We start from the raw sequence: 18973 nt of genomic DNA, 5'->3' as shown, positions 1-18973 counted from the left end.
GTCTAGGTGCATATGTGGCTTTCAATTTTTGTATTTTAATTGGTTATTTCGTCTTAAAAACAGCAATTTTTAGTCTTTTATGGTTAATAATCAAGTCTCTATTTTAATCTCAACAATCAAGATACCTGGCGATAATCTTCTAAAAATACAATTCATATCTATAGAATTGATTATTTTGGCATTTCATGGAACATGACTATAGCCTGTTAGTAGAAAATCTGAAAGGACGGAGGTATGACGAAGCTCTACGAGAACATGTACTTTCTGATGCTTTTCACCAATCTGGTTACTCCGACTGCCTGTTATATACATTGGAGTCGATGGTAGAAATAGATCCATCTTATGCGTATAAAGTTTACGCAAATTCGCGCCGAATTCACGAAATAATCAGTAAAGCACTCAAGAAACGCGGATACGATGTTGATTATAGATATCAGGGAGCATTAAAGACGTATTCGAATATCTTGCTATATGGAGATGTAGAGATAATTGTCATTAAGAAAAACGTATCCGACAAGCCACATAGAGACATGCAAACCCTTGCAATGGACTTAATGGATGTTCTTTCAAAAGATCCAAGTTTCAAAACAGTTGATTACAGTGATAAGACCAGAATTCGCATCACTGCTCAAAAGCCCACATGTGAAATTGATGTACTTCCCTCCTTGTGGGTAAATAGTGCTGAGTATCTAAAAACCAAAAATGAAATTTACAGAGGAATTGCAGAATTTGATTTTGCTAATAAAAAGGTGAAAAAATACCTGCCATTCCTCAACATTGCCCGTATCAATTCTCGTGACATGCACACGAATGGGAATTTGAAAGCAATTTCTAGAATTCTAAAAACGCTTAGAGCTGATTCTCATGATAGGATAAATTTGAGAGATTCGGAAATCAATTCAATCCTTTACAACATGCCGGAAGTTGAATTGTCAGTTCCTCAGAATAAGGTATTGTCATTACTGCCAAAGGTGGCATTGCTTCTCAATAAGATAAGTACAGATACTAAATATTTTTCTCATCTACTTTCACCATCAGAAAAAGATCGTGTCTTTGGTGGTCGACCAGAGAAACAACAAGATGTGAAAAAGCTAAGTGGAGCGCTCGATACACTTATTGAAGATCTCAAAAAAGATTTAAGTAAAAGCAACAAATCACTTGATTCGGAAATAGCCTACCTAGAGAGTTAAGAAGTCAATCCAGCTCTTTTCAGCAATGCTTCAGGTGAAGGTTCCTGGCCTCTGAATTTTTTATAAAGCTCCATTGGATGCTTAGTTCCACCTTTGCTCAGGATATTCTCTTTGAATGATGCTGCCGTCTTCTGGTCAAAAACACCATTTTGTTTAAAAACAGAAAAAGCGTCAGCATCAAGTACTTCTGCCCATTTATAGCTGTAATACCCTGCTGCGTATCCTCCGGCGAAAATATGGCTAAACTGAGCGCTCATATTGGTTCCCTCTACATGGGGGAAAAGTGCCGTTGCTGCAAATGCCTTTTCTTCAAACGCACCAACATCTTTAATTTCATTCGCTTCTTCAAGTGAAAGACTGTGCCAAGCCATATCTAACAAACCAAAACTCATCTGTCGCACGGTGGCGTAAGCCTCATGATAGGTAGAAGATTTCTTGATTCTTTCAACTAAATCAGCCGGAATCAACTCGCCTGTTTCGTGATGCATAGCGAACATATCCAAACACTCTTTTTCATAACACCAGTTTTCCATTATCTGAGATGGTAGCTCTACAAAATCCCAATAAACATTTGTTCCTGAAAGACTTTGATATTTCGTATCTGCGAGCATTCCGTGCAGCGCATGACCAAATTCGTGAAATAACGTTTCTACCTCAATAAATTTCAACAAGGATGGATGATCCGCTGATGATGGAGTAAAGTTGCATACGATACTCACTTGTGGTATTATTCGATTAGAGCCTTCGTACTTTTGGCTCCTAAAGGATGTCATCCAGGCTCCTCCTCTTTTCCCATCTCTCGGAAAAAAATCCGCCAGGAATATAGAAACGACCTTCCCTTCTTCATTCAAAACTTCATAAGCCTGGACATCTTCATGATATACTTCCAACTTATCATTGAGCCTAAATGAAATACCAAAGAGTCGCTCCGCTGTTTCAAATACTCCGTTGATAACATTCTCAAGTTTGAAATATGGCTTTACAAGCTCGTCATCTAATTCATATTTCTCTTTTCTGAGTTTCTCTGAATAATAAGACCAATCCCATCGCTCCAACGTAATGTCTTCACCATTGGCCTTAATAAAGTCTTTTATCTCTTCTACCTCAATTTTGGCTTTTGGCAAGCTCTTTTCAAGTAGATCGTTCGAAAAATCAATCACCTTATCGGGTGACTCAGCCATTCGCTGCTCCAATACATAGTGAGCAAATGTTGCATAACCAAGTAAAGAAGCAAGCTTTGCTTTTAGGCGAATTGTTTTTAAGATCAACTCTTGATTATCTCTTTCATCTCCTTTAAAACACTTGCGCATGAAGGCTTTGTACAATTCTTCTCTTAACACACGATTGTCCGCATACTCCATAAAAGGAATATAGCTTGGTGCTTGTAGTGTGAATATCCATGCAGACTCATTTCCTTTATTCATTGCCAGCTCCTTGGCTCTCGCCTTTACGTCATCGGGAAGCCCGGATAGGTCACTTTCATCAGTTATTACTAACTCATAATCGTTGGTTTCAGCCAATAAATTTTCCGAAAATGAAAGCGAAAGCTTGGATAGTTCAATACTGATTTCCTTGAATCTCTCCTTCTTATCTCCTTCCAATTCTACACCTCTTCTTACAAAATCAAAATATGTTTCATGTAGCAGTTTTTGTTGTTCGCTATTGAGGTTTAACTCATCTTTTTGATCATATACTTTTTTTACGCGCTTAAACAAGTCACTGTTTTGCTTCACTTCACTATTGAACGCAGATAGCTTTGGAGATATATTTTGTGTAATTTTTTGCAACTCATCACTGGTTTCAGCCGAGTTTAAGTTGAACAATATTGAGGAGTTTCTCTGAAGTTTATCGCCACTATTTTCTAGTGCCTCAATGGTATTAGCAAAGGAAGGAGATGCTTGATTTTCAATAATTTTTTGAACTTCTTTCTTCGCTTCAGAAAGTGCTGCTTCTATTGCTTCTTCGTAGTGATCTGCGGTGATCCGAGAAAAAGGAGGCATTTCAAAAGCAGTATCAAAAGAAGAAAGTAGTGGGTTTGACATTTCGAATAGAATTTAAATGTAAATGGGCGGCAAAGGTAATGGCTCAAGCGCTTTACTTTTGTAAAAAACACAGATCATATGAAGTACTTTTTTACTGTATTGATATGCTTTTTAACAATCAACCTCACTGCTCAAGATCCTTACGCTGATCTAAGCACTCCGTATGCATCCGTACGAACATTTCTAGAAAATCTACAACCAGAATCGACGAACGATTCCCTGGCCCTCCTTCCATTCAAACCCGATGGGAGATCATTCGATGAAGCAAGAGATGCTGCTGTAAAATTTAAGAGGATACTAGATGGTAGAGGTATTTATCTGTATTTAGATGAAATACCTAATGTCACCAATTATCAGGATTCTGCAAGTACCCGAAAGAAGTATATTTTGATTGATGAGTACCCCAAGATTTTCCTTTTGAAGGCAGAAAATGGTAAATGGTATTTCTCCGAGTCAAGCATAGACAGTATAGATGAGCTTTACCAGGAGACCTTTAGATTTGGAACCGGCGAACTATTGAATGTCTTACCAAAACTAGGAACCAAAAAAACTTTTGGCCTTTACACCTATCAGTACATAACCATCTTCATTCTCGCACTTATCAGTGCGCTTGTGTATAAAATTTTCTCGTTTTTTACGGAACGAATATTTAGCCGACTGGTCAAGAGATTTAAGTATGAGAGTGAGACATCTGAAAAGTACTTATGGCAGGTTGCTCGTCCTACAAGTGTATTTATCATCGTTCTTTTACTACTTCTACTCACTCCTGCTTTACAGCTTCCTGTCACATATTCGAAGTATATAAATATCATCCTCCGAGTGATGGTACCTCTTTTTGGTACGGTAATCATGTATCGCCTCGTATCCATTGCGAGTATATTTCTGATGCGGATGGCACAAAAAACTGAAAGCACACTTGATGACCAACTTGTACCTCTTCTTAGAAAAACACTAAAGACTTTTGTAATTATAATAGGTACATTTTTTATTCTAAATAACCTCCAGGTACCTATCCTCCCGCTACTTACAGGGCTTTCCATTGGAGGTTTAGCTTTTGCGTTAGCCGCACAAGATACTATCAAAAACTTCTTTGGCTCTGTCATGATTTTTATAGACAAACCATTTCAAGTAGGCGACTGGATAACTTCTAATGATGTTGATGGCACTGTTGAAGAAGTGGGATTCCGCTCATCGAGAATCAGAACTTTTAGAAACTCATTGATCTCCGTACCAAATAGCAAGCTCGCTGACAATACCATTGACAATCATGGCCTCAGGAAATATCGTAGATTTCATACTCAAATTGCAGTCACCTACGATACTCCTCCGGAAATGATTGAGGTCTTCGTAAATGGCCTTCGAAAGATTGTAGAGGATCATCCGAAAACATGGAAGGATAATTATCATGTCTATTTTAACGAAATGGCTTCTAGTTCATTAAATATCATGTTTTACATATTTTTCAAAGTACCAACATGGGGAGATGAATTGAAATGTAGGCATGAAATTTTGATGAGTATCATTAAACTTGGAAAAGAGATTGGTGTCAATTTTGCTTTTCCTACTCAAACGCTTCACATCGAGAATTTACCAGGACAACCATCCCTTTCTCCTTCTTACTTATCAGACTCAGAAGCTAAAATGAAGCTGGAATCTTTTTTTAAAAAAAATTAATATTAGGAAGTTTAGTGTGATTCAGAACTAACGATATGATGGCCTTTAATCCAATCAAAACGATTGAATTCCAGGAGTCTAGATTCCGTTTCATCATTGAAGATTTCTTCAATAACTATAAAATGTCTATGCTTATCTTCAGCCATGTAACCGAGTAGTATATACTCCCATTCATTACCGTCCCACATGAATTTTAGGATATGAGCTGATATAATGTCTTCTCTATGTCCATAATTTGCTATTAATTCATCTCTCACTAAGTCATCAGTCACAAAATGAGCACTTTGCTCCCATAATTCATTATGGCCAATAAACGCATGTACTATCAGGTCTCCATCCAGTTTGGTATGGTCATGTTCGTGCTTTATTCTAAAATGATCGAATGAATGAACTTGCGGATCGCTGACGTAATAGCCCGAATAAAATTGAGCTGAAGAAAAATGCGATATAATAAGCAGAATTAGGGTGGTGAACGGTTTCATCGCTATAATTTTTATGGGTGGTCTAAAAATTCAATAGCTTGTTGACACCTCAAGGATATAAATATTCTCAGAAATAGGTGTCAAAAAAGACCATATCAATCCAATGATTTCGACAAAACAAAGAATCACCACCATCAACAGCAATTTTCAGCAGATTTCATGAGCAGGAACTTAATTGATAAATTCACCCTTCCTCTGAAATAACATAAAACCATGCAATGAAATGTCTATAAAGTGTGCACACCGCCGCCAATGACATTCGTGTAAATTTTAAAATAAAGCACATGAAATTCGGAACAAAAGTACTTCATGCAGGTATAGAGCCAGATCCATCAACTGGATCTATTATGACTCCAATTTTTCAAACATCCACGTACGTTCAGGATGCTCCAGGTGTACACAAAGGATATGAGTATGCTCGCACACAAAATCCAACAAGAAGTGTTCTGGAAAAGAATATTGCAGCTTTGGAAAATGCCAAATATGGAAGATGTTTTGCATCAGGCATGAGTGCTACTGAAACAGTGATCAAAACTTTGCGTCCTGGAGATGAAGTGATAAGTACAGGTGACTTGTACGGCGGAAGTTTCAGGTTATTCACACAAATCTTTGAACAGTTTGGAATCAAATTCACTTTCGTTGATATGCGAGATCCTAAGAAACTAAAGGATATCATCAATGATAAAACCAAACTTCTTTGGGTTGAGACTCCAACTAATCCTATGTTGAATATAATAGACATTGAAGCGATCAGTGAAATTGGACATAAGCATGGAGCTAAGGTTGCAGTTGACAATACCTTTGCATCACCTTACCTACAGAATCCGCTAGATCATGGAGCTGATATTGTAATGCACTCTGTGACAAAATATATTGCAGGTCACTCAGATGTAATCATGGGCTTTTTGGGCACCAATGATTCAGCAATTGATGAGCAATTTGGATTCATTCAAAATTCAAGTGGTGCAGTGCCAGGACCTCAAGACTGTTTTCTAGTCTTAAGAGGTATTAAAACTCTTCACTTACGCATGCAGAGACACTGTGAAAATGGTGAAGCAATCGCCAGGTTTTTAAGAAATCATCCGAATGTTGACAAAGTTTTCTGGCCGGGTTTTGAGGATCACCCAAACCATGCGATCGCGAAAAAGCAAATGCGGGGATTTGGTGGCATGATTTCTTTCATCCAAAAAGAAGATACAATCGAACAAGCAGAAGAAACGCTGAAGAAGTTTAAGCTATTCAGTCTCGCGGAGTCACTAGGAGGTGTCGAATCTTTGGTTGGTCATCCAACAGGTATGACTCATGCGAGTATTCCAAAAGAAAAACGCGTGGTTGCCGGTTTAACAGATTCAATGATTAGACTGAGTGTTGGCGTAGAGGATATAGATGATCTTATCGAAGACTTGGAGCAAGCGATAAAATAATTTTTGATTTAATCGAAACAATAAACCCCGCTCATGCAGGGTTTTTTATGCTCAGTCGAAAAGACCTTTATTCGAAATTGGTTGTGAATTATTGGTATGAATTTAGTTACTATATTCGGATAATCGGTTGCTGATTCGATGAGTCAGACAACCTAACCATGTTACAACCAGATTCAATCGATAAACTGAGGAATGAATAAATTCAAACAGGTACTTGATCAGATTTCCCATTCACTAATGGTGCAATTGATATTTCACCATTTGAAGAAGAATCTGGCCTTACTCACTGTTTGGGTCATTGTTATTGCTGCATTTTCAGGTGGCTTGGGTAAAGTATATGGTATCCATTACTTATTTCTTGATCCAGAATACCTTGGTAAGGTTGGCTTCTGGAGTTTCTTCATAGTGGGTCTGGCTTTTGGCAACCTCATTATGGCTTGGCATATTACCACTTATATCCTGGATGGCCACAGGTTCAGATTTATTGGTGTCTTACAAAGACCATTTACTAAGTTTTCACTTAACAATAGTTTCATACCACTATTGGCACTTATTCTTTATATAATTCTTTTGATTCGATTTCAGTTAAACAATGGTTTAGCCGAATCAGTAGATATTTTCTTATACGTCTCTGGCTTATTGCTTGGTATTCTAGCGATGCATCTACTAATGATTCTCTATTTCCGATTTACTAATAAGGATATCTTCATTTTCCTTGCCGGAAGCCTTGATAAGAAACTAAGAAAAAATGTTGTAAGTCGTGATCGGGTAATGCGAAGAGTGCGTGAGAATAAGGCTGATGAGTATAATGTCACAAATTATTTGGATTTAAAATTCAGGAAAAGATCAACAGAACATATTATCAATTTTGGCAATCGTGAAGCGATAATTCGGGTATTTGATCAAAATCATTTCAATTCTGTCATTGTGGAACTTTGCATTATTGGAGTTATCCTCCTCCTCGGATTTTTCATGCATATTGAGTTCTTACAAATCCCGGCTGCGGCAAGTTCACTTCTCATTTTTGCCATCGCAGTAATGCTGGTTGGAGCTATCAGCTATTGGTTTAAAGGTTGGGGATTAACGTTTGCACTTGGCATTTTTATACTTGTAAACATTGGTGTGAAAACTGGATTTGGAAAAGGGATTAATCAAGCTACAGGTATTAATTATGATACCATTAAAACTGAATACTCGGTTGAAAATTTACAAGCTGTTCATTCCAAAGAACAATTCGTGCATGATAGACTGCACATGTTAGAAACGCTTGAAAGTTGGAAATCAAAGTGGAAGAATTCCAAAGATCAGAAGATCGTTTTCCTATGTGTAAGTGGTGGTGGTCAGCGTGCTGCCCTTTGGACGGTAAACTCGCTTTTGAGAGCAGATAGCGCCCTCAATGGAAGTTTAATGGATCAAACTATGCTGATAACAGGAGCATCTGGGGGTGTAATTGGCGCAGCATACTACCGAGAAATGTTCAGAAGAGATCCAGGTATTGCTATTTCAGGCAGTAGAAATTTGCTTTTGGAAAGAATTGGAAAGGATAATCTGAATCCTGTGATATTTGGTCTATTAGTAAATGACTTATTCTTTAAAATGCGAACGCATGAATATGCAGGTCGCACCTACAGCATTGATCGAGGTTACGTATTTGAGCAAAATCTCAATAAGAATCTAGGATATACGCTGAATCAGCAAATTGGTGATTATCTAGCTGATGAAAAAGCGTCTAAGATCCCAACATTAATTATGTCTCCCACCATCGCCAATGATGGTAGGAAACTGTATATCTCCGCACAGCCTATTTCATTCATGGGTGTCTCCTCAAAAATTTTAGAAGATACGAATCAGGAAATAAGAGGTGTGGATTTTCAGGGATTGTTTAGAGCTAATGAACCTGAAAAACTTAGTTTTTTAGCTGCTTTAAGGATGTCCGCCTCATTCCCATATATCACACCAAATATCAGTCTACCTGCCGAGCCTCGTGTTGAGATAATGGATGCAGGTATTTCGGATAATTTTGGTATTTCAGATGCGATACGTTTTGTTGATGTATTCAAAGATTGGATTACAGAGAATACTGCAGGTGTTGTTTTCTTAGTAGTGAGAGATACTAAATCAAACGCACCGATTGAAAAAAGGCATAACCCTTCTGTAATTGATCGTTTAACCTATCCGATTGCAAGTGTTTATAATAACCTTACCAACATGCAGGATATAAACAATGATGCTCGAATAGAACAAATGAAACTTTGGTTTGACGGAGCGTTTGATGTTGTAGAAATCGCTTATGATTCTTTCGAGAAAAGTGGGACTACTACAGATGTAGAACGCGCTTCATTAAGTTGGCATTTAACTTCCAAAGAAAAACAACATATCCAGCAAAATATCTCAATTGAAAGTAATCAAGCCGCCATCAAACGATTGCAACAGTTACTTAAAAACTCATCAAATCCTTAAAGCGTGAGGTCTGTCTTCGGCTAACTTCCACTTCAGTCCCGTCTTTTAAATACAAACGAATTGTCCCGCTAAACCATGGTTCAATTTTATCGATCCACTTCATATTAATTATTTGTTGTCGGTTAGCTCTGAAAAAAACTTTTGAATCTAATCTACTCTCCATGTACTGAAGTGTTTTTGGAATCATTGGCTTGTGGTCTTCAAAATAGATTCGAGTATAGTTGTCCCAAATTTCAAATAGACGTACATCTTTCAACGTCACAAACCAGCATTTCTCTCCATCTTTTACAAATACTTGGCTATTTTCATTAAGCACATCTTTAAGCTCTTCTCTCTTTTCTAAGTTTTCAATGACACGCTGCAAAGCAAGTGTGAGCCTATCGTCCGTTATAGGTTTTTTCAGGTAGTCCAAGGCATTATAGTCAAAGGCCTTTATTGCATATTCACTATAAGCGGTCGTGAAAATAATCTGCGGAACTTCGTCCAACATCTCTAGCAGTTCAAATCCATCTTTATCAGGCATTTGGATATCTAAGAAGACTAAATCTGGCTTTAAGTCTTCAATCATTGTTTTAGCTTCATCAGCATTTTCCGCTTCGCCAATCACCTCCACTTGCTTATGATTTTTCAAAAGATACTGAAGCTCTTGACGTGCCAGTCTGGTATCATCTACTATTAATGCCTTCATTTTACTAATGGTAATTTTAGACGTGAACGAACCATATTGCCTTGCTGAGTCAATTCAAGATCCGGCTCACTATCAAACAAAATTCTTATTCGGTCAGTAGCATTTTTCAAACCAATACCTCCACCGACGTTCTTTTTAAGTTTACCCGTATTACTTACTTCAAGTACAAGGTTCTTTCCTTCCTTATCAACCGAAATAAGTATATCTCCTCCATTCTTAATTTGTGAAATGCCATGTTTTACGGCGTTTTCAGCCATCAACTGAATCAACATTGGCGGTATCCGACATTTTCCCAAATCCTTATTTGATAAGATTTCGTAATGTAAACGGTTTTCATAATGAATACTTTCAAGCTCCAGATATTTATTAACGATCTCCAATTCATCATCTATAGTCACTTTTTCATTATCATTGAATTGAATTGAATAACGCAAAAGCTCAGAGAGGTGAGATACCATATCTCTGGCCTTCATGTGATCCTCAAGTATCAGGGCTCTTATATTGTTCAAAGCATTGAACAAAAAATGAGGGTTAATCTGGGCCTTAAGCGCAATCAACTCGGCATCCTTTACTGCTGTTTGGAGTTGCCATTTTTCTACTTCTTCCTTTTTATAGTTTCTAAAGAAGTAAATGATCAGATAAACTGCCGTCCAAAGGCTGAAATAAACCAATGTTTGAAAGGAGAATAGCAAAAATACCAATGGGCTAAAGTTTTCAACATCAATGATATCTGTTGTCAGCATAGTATAACCAACAACAATACCATTGGCCAACAATGAAATGACTATTAAAGTAGGCGCTAACCTCAAGATGAGTTTTTGAATTTTCAGTCGAAGCCACCCATCTAACTTCATCTTATACCGAAGTAGGTGTGTAGATAATAACATAACTATTGCACTAAAAAACTGTGCGAGAATAACCCAAACATCTACTGTTTCATAGAATAGGAAAGAAACGACTACTCCAATCAAAGCATAGGTAAACCAACCAATAGATTGCAAGAGCCAATATGAGCTGTTTCTGGTCATCAAGTTTTAGAAGTTCTACACACAAATAAAATCCTTATGTTGGTCCCTGTTCATATGCTTTGAAGCGAATGGTCATATAAATGCCATGAATGGAAACAAAAAAGCCCACTCACAATTTGCGAGTAGGCTTTTTTAAAATAATGTCTTACACTACAAGAATTTATCAACCGGAGTATATGGCATATCAAATGCTTCAGCCACTCCTTTGTATACTATTTCACCATTAATCACATTCAAACCAAGCTTAAGCTCATTGTTATCATTACATGCTTGCTTCCACCCCTTATTCGCCAATTGAATAGCATATGGAAGTGTGGCATTAGTTAGTGCTAATGTAGAAGTATAAGGAACCGCACCAGGCATGTTTGCTACACAATAGTGAACAACATCATCAATGATGAATGTTGGATTCTCATGAGTAGTAGGTTTACAAGTTTCGATACACCCTCCCTGATCCACCGCTACATCAACCAACACGGTGCCTGATTGCATGTCTTTAAGCATGTCTTTGGTTATAAGATTTGGTGCTTTAGCTCCGGGTATCAAAACAGCTCCTATGATTAGATCATGGGTCGTGATCAACTCCCGAATGTTATACTCGCTACTCATGAAGGTATTTACATTAGCTGGCATGATATCATCTAGGTATCTTAACCTTTGGAGGTTAAGATCCAAAATGGTAACGTCAGCTCCCATTCCAGCGGCCATTTTTGCAGCATTTGTTCCAACGATTCCGCCTCCAAGAATCATAACTTTAGCAGGGCGAACACCGGGTACTCCACCTAGAAGAATACCTCTACCCTTTAATGGTTTTTCAAGATATTTTGCTCCTTCTTGTACCGACATTCTTCCAGCAACCTCCGACATGGGAATCAGCAGTGGCAACGATCTATCTGGACGCTCCACTGTTTCATACGCTAAACAAACTGCTCCACTATCAATCATGGCATTGGTCAGTGGCTCATGCGACGCAAAATGGAAATAAGTGAAAATAAGTTGATCTTTTTTACAAAGCTTGTATTCCGCCTCAATTGGCTCTTTCACCTTAATGATCATCTCTGCAATATCATAAACTGTCTCAATAGTGGGAAGAACCTTTGCTCCAGCATCTATGTACTGGTCATCAGTAAAACCACTACCATTACCAGCCGTCGACTGAATATAAACTTCGTGACCTCTTTTGGTGAATTCTACCACCCCTGACGGAGTAACGGCCACCCTGTTTTCATTGTTTTTAATCTCTTTTGGAACGCCTATTATCATCGTAAATAAAGTTAAGGGACGGCAAATATAGGTAGTGCTTTTAATAGACAACTAAACATTTTAAAATACAAAACATGGTAAATGGAAAATTGAATTTTATTAGAATAATATTTCTAATAAATTAAAATGTCAAAATAATATATCATTTTACACAACTCATTTTACTCAAAACGTAGTTTTATATGGAGGTCGTAGCTTTCAAAAGTGGTTCATTTTTCGTATTTTTGAAAGTGACATTGGTCATAAACAACTTATTATCCATCTATTATGAGCGAGGCGAAAAATAAAACGAAGCTACCCGTTTCAAAAAAAGAAATCCTTCAAGATTATCAATTAGCTGTAGAAAGTAGAGAAGCAAGTTTGATTGGACGAAAAGAAGTATTCATGGGTAAGGCTAAGTTTGGAATTTTTGGCGATGGGAAAGAAATTCCTCAAATAGCAATGGCTAAGTATTTCCAAAATGGAGATTGGAGATCTGGATATTATAGAGATCAAACTTTTATGATGGCCATAGGGCAGCTCAATACTCAACAATTCTTTGCGCAGCTTTATGCCCATACCGATGTAGAAGCGGATCCGGCGTCAGCCGGCCGAATGATGAATGGCCACTTTGCCACCAGGTATCTTAATGAACAAGGTGAATGGCTTACTCAAACTGATAAGAAAAATAGTAGTGCTGACATCTCCCCTACAGCAGGTCAAATGCCCAGACTTCTGGGACTTGCTTATGCTTCCAAACTTTATCGTGAAAGCAAAGAATTAAATGAGCTTGAAGATTTCTCAATAAATGGCAATGAAGTTGCCTTTGGAACGATTGGAAATGCTTCTACGTCTGAAGGTCATTTCTGGGAGGCGATGAACGCAGCTGGTGTTCTTCAAGTGCCAATGATAATGTCTGTCTGGGACGATGGATACGGGATATCCGTACCTCAGAAATATCACACAATTAAAGAAAGTATCTCAGATGCACTTAGTGGATTTCAAAAGTCTAAAGACAAGCCTGGATTTGAGGTACTCAAAGTCAAAGGATGGGACTACATAGCGTTGTTAGATACTTACAAAAGGGCAATAGAAATATCTCGTAAGACACACACCCCGTGTTTAATACACGTGATAGAAGTTACCCAACCTCAAGGACACTCCACCTCTGGGTCACATGAAAGATATAAATCAAAGGATAGGTTAAAATGGGAACAGGAGCATGATTGCATCCTTAAAATGCGAGAGTGGATTGAAAACGAAAAACTTGCAAGTAGAGAAGAACTGGATCAAATTGAAAAAGAGTCAAAACTAGCTGCTAAGCAAGCAAAAGATGCGGCATGGAAGGCCTATAGCACTGAAATCAAAAAAGAGGTTGAGGAGGTATTAGGTTTAATTGAAAAAGCCGGTATTTCTTCTCCAAAAAAATCGGATATCTCTGCGATCTCAGAAGACCTTAGAAAAGAATTAAATCCTGAAAAATTGCACATTGTAAGGTCGGCTAAAAAAGTGCTTAGACTCCTGAAAAGGGATAGTTCCTTAGAAAAACAAAATCTTGTAAGCTGGCTAAACGAGAAAAGTGCAGTTTACCAAAAACAATACAGTTCAAAATTATATAGTGAATCCTCTGACTCAGCCTTAAAAGTAAACACCATTCAACCTGTTTACTCAGATGACAGTGAGCTTGTAGATGGTAGAGAAGTATTGAATGTGTGCTTCGATCATCTTCTTTCAAATGATCCTAGAATTTTTGCTTTTGGAGAGGATGTAGGCAAAATTGGTGATGTAAATCAAGGATTTGCAGGGCTTCAGGAGAAGCATGGTGAACTAAAAGTTACGGATACAGGAATAAGAGAGACCACAATTATTGGGCAAGGCATTGGAGCAGCTATAAGAGGATTGCGACCAATCGCAGAAATTCAGTATTTGGATTACCTCCTTTATGCGCTTCAAACACTTTCAGACGATCTTGCCACCCTTCAATACAGAACATACGGTGGGCAAAAAGCACCGCTGATTATTAGAACAAGAGGCCACCGATTAGAGGGTGTATGGCATTCCGGATCCCCAATGGGAATGATTCTTCATTCCTTAAGAGGAATGTATGTCCTTACTCCAAGAAATATGACACAAGCAGCTGGTTTTTATAACACGCTCATGTCATCGGATGATCCGGCATTGGTTATCGAATCCTTAAATGGATATAGACTTAAAGAACGCGTACCAGAAAACCTTACAGAGTTCAAACTTGCATTAGGCGAACCAGAAATTTTAAGGGAAGGCACTGATGCAACAGTTGTCACCTACGGATCGACATATAGAGTGGTGATGGAAGCTGCGAACCAACTGGCAGAAGAAGGCGTCGAATTAGAAGTAATAGATGCTCAGACACTTATCCCATTTGATCGCACAAAAACAATTGTTGGTTCACTTGAAAAGACCAGCAGATTAGTAGTCGTTGATGAAGATGTAGAAGGTGGTGCTTCAGCGTTTATCATGCAGCAAATTTTGGAAAGAGATAATGGATACTTTCACCTTGATTCCAAACCATTGACAATTACGGCTAAGAATCATCGCGCAGCATATGGAAGTGATGGTGATTACTTTTCTAAACCCAATATCGAAGATGTGTTTGATAAAATTTACGCGCTTGTTTCAGAAGTAAATCCAGAAAAATATCCAAACATCTACTGAGTAATGTCAGCTAGTACAAAGTCAGGAGAAGTTACTTCATTGCTCTTGTTACCAGCCCTGTCATACACGTAAAACTTAGCTCTGATGACATCATCTAAGAAAGCAAGTCGTAAAACTGCAGATTGAATTGAATAAGTGAAAGTTCCGCTTTTACCTTCGGGATCATATTGAGGAATACGACCATTAAAAACACCAACATCACAAAGGTTAGTGCCGAAGATTTGCTGATAGTTTAGTGGCACATAATTATCTCCAACCTTTTTTTGGAATTCAATAATAAAATTAAAGTATGTCTCAATTCGTTGAACTGGAAGAGAAGATGATATAACCTGTGCTCCTGCATCAGCTGGTGCTATACTTCCATTTTCATCAATAATGTAGGGCGTTAAAGTTGTGCTGCTCAAAAATGTTCCATCCTGATTAGTTAGACCAGGACAAATAAGGGGAATGTCATTGACATCCTCAGAGTAAAATTCTTTTCCAAAAGCTAATATCGGATAATCACCTTGGGAGAGATCCACAATCAATGTGTTATCAACTATTCCTAAAGGAACAAAATTCTCAGTTATGAGTGGTGCGACATAGATTGGAGGAACAGCAGCACCTATATTAGCTTCTGTAATCACACTATCTCTTGAATCTAAATAGACATCAAATTCATTAAAAGGAGGCAAGACATCTTGAGATTCAACCACTCCTATGTCTCCATTTCCATCTTCAAATGAAAATGTAAGAATAAGAGAATCAGTGGTTGTGCCGTCATAAAAAACGATATCTTCAAAAGCTATATTTGGAGTCTCGGGGAAAATATCTTTGTCAAAGCAGCTGGTAAGTGCCATGGCCAATATCGGCAATACATATTTTATAAGTCGATTCATACGCTAAAAACAAAAATAATCTACTTTGCCCCTAATGAAATGGGATTATGAATTTCGCAGAAAAATTTAAACATACTCTTTTCGAAGTAAACGATAAAACATTCGCCGATAGTTCGTTAGCAGCTTTTGATTATCAATATCATTCGTGTCACATATTTAAATCATATTGTGACTATCTCCATAGAACACCTAAAACGGTTAAAAATCTATCGGAGATACCTTTTCTACCGATAGATTTCTTCAAAAATCATGCTATAAAAAGCGGAAAGTGGAATGAAAATAAAATCTTTCAGAGTAGTGGCACAACTTCAAGCCGCAGAAGTAAGCATTTTGTAAAAGATCTTGATTACTATCACCTTGCGGCAAAAAAAATATTTGAAGATCAATTTGGCCCTTTATCTAACTATAAAATAGTTGCTATTCTTCCTTCCTACCAATCTCAAGGTGATTCATCACTGATAAGCATGGTTGATTATTTCATGGAATATAGTCATCCAGGATCAGGCTACTTTTTGAATGAAGACATTGATCAAGTAATGAAAGACTCCAATCAAAAACTTGTAATTGGAGTATCATATGCATTATTGGACGTAGCAGACAGATCTCAAAAAATCGAAAATGCGATCATCATGGAAACCGGTGGGATGAAAGGTCGAAGAAAGGAAATGACTAGAACAGAATTGCATGATTCACTTCAACGTGGTTTTGGAGTTGATGCGATATGGTCAGAATATGGCATGACTGAGCTCAACAGCCAAGGCTATGGAAAGCATGGTTTTTTTAAATTTCCTTCCTGGGCTAAATGTTTGATAAGAGACATTAACGATCCTTTTTCTTATCAGAATACGGGTAAAACCGGAGGCATCAATATTATAGATCTTGCAAACATTGATACCTGCTGTTTTATTGAGACTAAAGACCTTGGAAGGGTAACAGGAGATAATTTTGAAGTCCTTGGTCGTTTTGATAATAGTGATATTCGTGGATGTAACTTGATGATTTAGCGAAAACCATGAAATATTTTAAACGATTCGCTGTTGAATAGTAGAATATTTCTCCTATTTTTGAAGGGTTAGGTAAAGAAATAGCCCTCACACTGAATTAAACCGCATATGAAACTGAAACTTACGATACTAGCAGTAATAATTTTAGCAATGAGTGCATGTACTCAAAGAACATGTCCAACATATGCTCAGGAGGATACTCAGGAAGTAAAAAAAGAAGAAGCTAACGCTTAAGCTTCAACGTATTTTTTTACATCTTCTTTAGTTATGGTGTCTTGAGACATGATAACTAGTCTCTCAACCACGTTTCTCAACTCCCGGATATTCCCAGTCCATTCGTAGCTTTCCAGCTGGTCAATGGCATTATCTTCAACGAGCTTCTTAGCTGTTCCATATTCGCTGGCTACCTGATCCAAGAAGTGATCTGTTAATAATTTTATATCCTCTTTTCTTTCACGAAGGGCAGGCACTGTTATCACCATTACGCTCAGTCGATGATATAGGTCCTCTCTAAAATTTCCTTGTTCTATTTCTTTCTTAAGATTCTTATTGGTAGCAGCCAAAACACGAACATCTACATTGATCGTTTTATCGCCGCCTACCCGCGTTATTTTTTTGTCTTGTAAAGCTCTTAAGACCTTTGCTTGAGCTGATAAGCTCATATCCCCTATTTCATCAAGAAAAAGTGTACCACCATGTGCTTGTTCAAATTTCCCAATTCGTTGTTTGTGCGCAGATGTAAATGACCCTTTTTCATGACCAAATAACTCACTCTCTATTAGTTCAGATGGAATAGCTGCACAATTGACTTCAACCAGCGGAGATTTAGACCTATTGCTTTTTTCATGTAACCACCTGGCGACAAGCTCTTTGCCAGTTCCATTTTCTCCATTGATAAGAACCCGAGCTTCTGTTGGAGCAACTTTTTCAATGGTATTTTTCACCTCAACTATTCCATCGGATTCTCCTATTATATCAAAGCCCTTGCTCACCTTTTTTCTAAGCACCTTAGTTTCAGTAGAGAGTTTTGAATTATCGAGAGCGTTTCGAACAGTTAACAATATTCGGTTCAAATCTGGTGGCTTCTGAATAAAATCATAGGCGCCTTTTTTGGTGGCCTCAACGGCTGTATCTATAGTTCCATGCGCTGAAATCATTACAAATGGGACGTCCAATCCTTCTTGGGATACCTTATTGAGCAATTCCATGCCATCCATTTTAGGCATTTTAATATCGCAAAGAACCAGGTCAATTTTCTCCTGCTCCAGTTTAGCCCATCCGTCTTCGCCATCTTCAGCTGTCAATACTTCATATTTTTCCTCCGAAAGTATATCGCTTAGCGCGTCTCGTATACTTTTCTCATCATCTACTACTAGAATTTTCGCCATTTGATATTTTTGAAAATTAATCTGCAAAAAGCAAGCCAGTAAGCCGGGTTCTGTTCTATCCTATCATTTATCTAGTCTTATCGTCACCGATAAGATCTAACGACCTACCCAATTCTACTTGGACGAGTAATCCTCAATTGTAGAACCTATTTGGTCTTTCAGCGCGTAAGGTTTACCATGCGACTCATGTTACCATAAGCCCGGTGAGCTCTTACCTCACCTTTTCACCTTTTCCCCGAGGGGTAGTTTATTTTCTGTGGCACTGTCTCTTTACCCTAAGGTACGCTTCCGCTTAAGAAGTACGCTACTCTATGCTGCCCGGACTTTCCTCCCCTGCATCAGCAGGAACGATAGGTCGGCTTGTATTTGCAAAACTATTTAATGAATGTCTTTACCTGTAATTTTTAACTCCCAATCATCTGCATGATTTGCAATTTCCTGGATCATCTCTTTCACCATTGAATCTTTTAAGTTTACCAGAAAATTAATAGCCTCCACTTTGAGAAAGCCATCTTCTATTACAAACTTAGTATATGGATAGTCTTTGGAAGCCTCTAGACATTGTTCGAATGGAACATCATAGGTTAACTCACAGACTTTCGACTTCAGGTGAACTACATCACGTTCGTATCCAGGATGTGTAACAATATGACCTGTTACAGTTTGAAATCTTCCACGTTTAAGAGGAACAATTATTACTGATTGATTCTCATCATACTCCCTGAACTCTCCCCCAATTTCTTTTGCATAGTTCTCACTAAATTTTCTGTAATTCATGG

14 protein-coding genes and 1 other RNA gene are annotated in these 18973 nt (G+C 37.9%); 6 read left to right on the top strand and 9 right to left on the bottom strand.

What is annotated here, in order from left to right; genetic code table 11:
* Nucleotides 1-185 precede the first annotated feature (185 nt).
* The gene (locus ABJG98_RS01050; RefSeq protein ID WP_348277596.1) at nt 186-1190 is read left to right on the top strand and encodes a hypothetical protein; all 1005 of its coding nucleotides are present in this window, start codon (nt 186-188) and stop codon (nt 1188-1190) included.
* On the opposite strand, the gene ABJG98_RS01045 is transcribed toward ABJG98_RS01050, so the two are convergent.
* Nucleotides 1187-3232, bottom strand: coding sequence for a M3 family metallopeptidase (locus tag ABJG98_RS01045; protein WP_348277595.1), 2046 nt, complete (start codon nt 3230-3232; stop codon nt 1187-1189). The two genes, ABJG98_RS01050 and ABJG98_RS01045, sit on opposite strands and share 4 nt — an antisense overlap.
* Before the next feature lie 78 nt (nt 3233-3310).
* On the opposite strand from ABJG98_RS01045, the gene ABJG98_RS01040 reads away from it, so the two are divergent.
* The gene (locus ABJG98_RS01040; protein ID WP_348277594.1) at nt 3311-4906 is read left to right on the top strand and encodes a mechanosensitive ion channel family protein; all 1596 of its coding nucleotides are present in this window, start codon (nt 3311-3313) and stop codon (nt 4904-4906) included.
* An 11-nt stretch (nt 4907-4917) separates the two neighbouring features.
* On the opposite strand, the gene ABJG98_RS01035 is transcribed toward ABJG98_RS01040, so the two are convergent.
* Complete coding sequence (locus tag ABJG98_RS01035; protein ID WP_348277593.1) at nt 4918-5388, bottom strand: hypothetical protein; 471 nt, start codon at nt 5386-5388, stop codon at nt 4918-4920.
* Between the two features lie 257 nt (nt 5389-5645).
* Between ABJG98_RS01035 and ABJG98_RS01030 the strand changes: the two genes are divergently transcribed.
* Nucleotides 5646-6812, top strand: coding sequence for a cystathionine gamma-synthase (locus tag ABJG98_RS01030; RefSeq protein WP_348278091.1), 1167 nt, complete (start codon nt 5646-5648; stop codon nt 6810-6812).
* 192 nt (nt 6813-7004) lie between these two features.
* Entirely contained in the window at nt 7005-9272 is a 2268-nt protein-coding gene (locus ABJG98_RS01025; protein WP_348277592.1) for a patatin-like phospholipase family protein, read from the top strand.
* Here ABJG98_RS01025 and ABJG98_RS01020 read toward each other — a convergent pair.
* From ABJG98_RS01020 to ald, 3 genes are all read right to left on the bottom strand, one after another.
* Nucleotides 9250-9960 carry a LytTR family DNA-binding domain-containing protein gene (locus ABJG98_RS01020; protein WP_348277591.1) on the bottom strand — a complete coding sequence of 237 codons (711 nt, stop codon included), beginning with the start codon at nt 9958-9960 and terminating at the stop codon, nt 9250-9252. The genes ABJG98_RS01025 and ABJG98_RS01020 overlap by 23 nt on opposite strands.
* Complete coding sequence (locus tag ABJG98_RS01015) at nt 9957-10988, bottom strand: histidine kinase (RefSeq protein WP_348277590.1); 1032 nt, start codon at nt 10986-10988, stop codon at nt 9957-9959. The genes ABJG98_RS01020 and ABJG98_RS01015 overlap by 4 nt, the downstream gene beginning before the upstream one ends.
* Before the next feature lie 150 nt (nt 10989-11138).
* Nucleotides 11139-12251 (bottom strand): alanine dehydrogenase, encoded by a 1113-nt coding sequence (gene ald / locus ABJG98_RS01010; protein WP_348277589.1) that lies wholly within the window; start codon nt 12249-12251, stop codon nt 11139-11141.
* A 267-nt stretch (nt 12252-12518) separates the two neighbouring features.
* Here ald and ABJG98_RS01005 point away from each other — a divergent pair, with 267 nt between their 5' ends.
* Nucleotides 12519-14924 (top strand): thiamine pyrophosphate-dependent enzyme, encoded by a 2406-nt coding sequence (locus tag ABJG98_RS01005; RefSeq protein WP_348277588.1) that lies wholly within the window; start codon nt 12519-12521, stop codon nt 14922-14924.
* Here ABJG98_RS01005 and ABJG98_RS01000 read toward each other — a convergent pair.
* Nucleotides 14918-15802: a hypothetical protein gene (locus ABJG98_RS01000; protein ID WP_348277587.1), complete on the bottom strand. Its 885-nt coding sequence runs from the start codon at nt 15800-15802 to the stop codon at nt 14918-14920. The genes ABJG98_RS01005 and ABJG98_RS01000 overlap by 7 nt on opposite strands.
* 47 nt (nt 15803-15849) lie before the next feature.
* Between ABJG98_RS01000 and ABJG98_RS00995 the strand changes: the two genes are divergently transcribed.
* Nucleotides 15850-16806, top strand: coding sequence for an acyl transferase (locus ABJG98_RS00995; RefSeq protein ID WP_348277586.1), 957 nt, complete (start codon nt 15850-15852; stop codon nt 16804-16806).
* Between the two features lie 230 nt (nt 16807-17036).
* On the opposite strand, the gene ABJG98_RS00990 is transcribed toward ABJG98_RS00995, so the two are convergent.
* From ABJG98_RS00990 to ABJG98_RS00980, 3 genes are all read right to left on the bottom strand, one after another.
* Complete coding sequence (locus ABJG98_RS00990; protein WP_348277585.1) at nt 17037-18194, bottom strand: sigma-54 dependent transcriptional regulator; 1158 nt, start codon at nt 18192-18194, stop codon at nt 17037-17039.
* A gap of 23 nt (nt 18195-18217) precedes the next feature.
* Nucleotides 18218-18561: RNase P RNA component class A (gene rnpB, locus ABJG98_RS00985), an RNA gene on the bottom strand.
* Nucleotides 18562-18572: 11 nt separating this feature from the next.
* Nucleotides 18573-18971: a hypothetical protein gene (locus tag ABJG98_RS00980; protein WP_348277584.1), complete on the bottom strand. Its 399-nt coding sequence runs from the start codon at nt 18969-18971 to the stop codon at nt 18573-18575.
* Between the last annotated feature and the right edge of the window lie 2 nt (nt 18972-18973).

This window comes from Ekhidna sp. (genome assembly GCF_039960695.1).
Lineage (GTDB): Bacteria > Bacteroidota > Bacteroidia > Cytophagales > Cyclobacteriaceae > Ekhidna.
The sequence above is the reverse complement of the archived record's forward strand: the minus strand, read 5'-3'. Positions and strand labels throughout refer to the sequence as shown.

Coding starts and splice junctions, on each gene's coding strand:
- ABJG98_RS01035 (WP_348277593.1), bottom strand. CDS start 5,388: ATGAAACCGTTCACCACCCTAATTCTGCTTATTATATCGCATTTTTCT.
- ABJG98_RS01005 (WP_348277588.1), top strand. CDS start 12,519: ATGAGCGAGGCGAAAAATAAAACGAAGCTACCCGTTTCAAAAAAAGAA.
- ald (WP_348277589.1), bottom strand. CDS start 12,251: ATGATAATAGGCGTTCCAAAAGAGATTAAAAACAATGAAAACAGGGTG.
- ABJG98_RS00980 (WP_348277584.1), bottom strand. CDS start 18,971: ATGAATTACAGAAAATTTAGTGAGAACTATGCAAAAGAAATTGGGGGA.
- ABJG98_RS01025 (WP_348277592.1), top strand. CDS start 7,005: ATGAATAAATTCAAACAGGTACTTGATCAGATTTCCCATTCACTAATG.
- ABJG98_RS01020 (WP_348277591.1), bottom strand. CDS start 9,960: ATGAAGGCATTAATAGTAGATGATACCAGACTGGCACGTCAAGAGCTT.
- ABJG98_RS01015 (WP_348277590.1), bottom strand. CDS start 10,988: ATGACCAGAAACAGCTCATATTGGCTCTTGCAATCTATTGGTTGGTTT.
- ABJG98_RS01000 (WP_348277587.1), bottom strand. CDS start 15,802: ATGAATCGACTTATAAAATATGTATTGCCGATATTGGCCATGGCACTT.
- ABJG98_RS01040 (WP_348277594.1), top strand. CDS start 3,311: ATGAAGTACTTTTTTACTGTATTGATATGCTTTTTAACAATCAACCTC.
- ABJG98_RS00990 (WP_348277585.1), bottom strand. CDS start 18,194: ATGGCGAAAATTCTAGTAGTAGATGATGAGAAAAGTATACGAGACGCG.
- ABJG98_RS01045 (WP_348277595.1), bottom strand. CDS start 3,232: ATGTCAAACCCACTACTTTCTTCTTTTGATACTGCTTTTGAAATGCCT.
- ABJG98_RS00995 (WP_348277586.1), top strand. CDS start 15,850: ATGAATTTCGCAGAAAAATTTAAACATACTCTTTTCGAAGTAAACGAT.
- ABJG98_RS01050 (WP_348277596.1), top strand. CDS start 186: ATGGAACATGACTATAGCCTGTTAGTAGAAAATCTGAAAGGACGGAGG.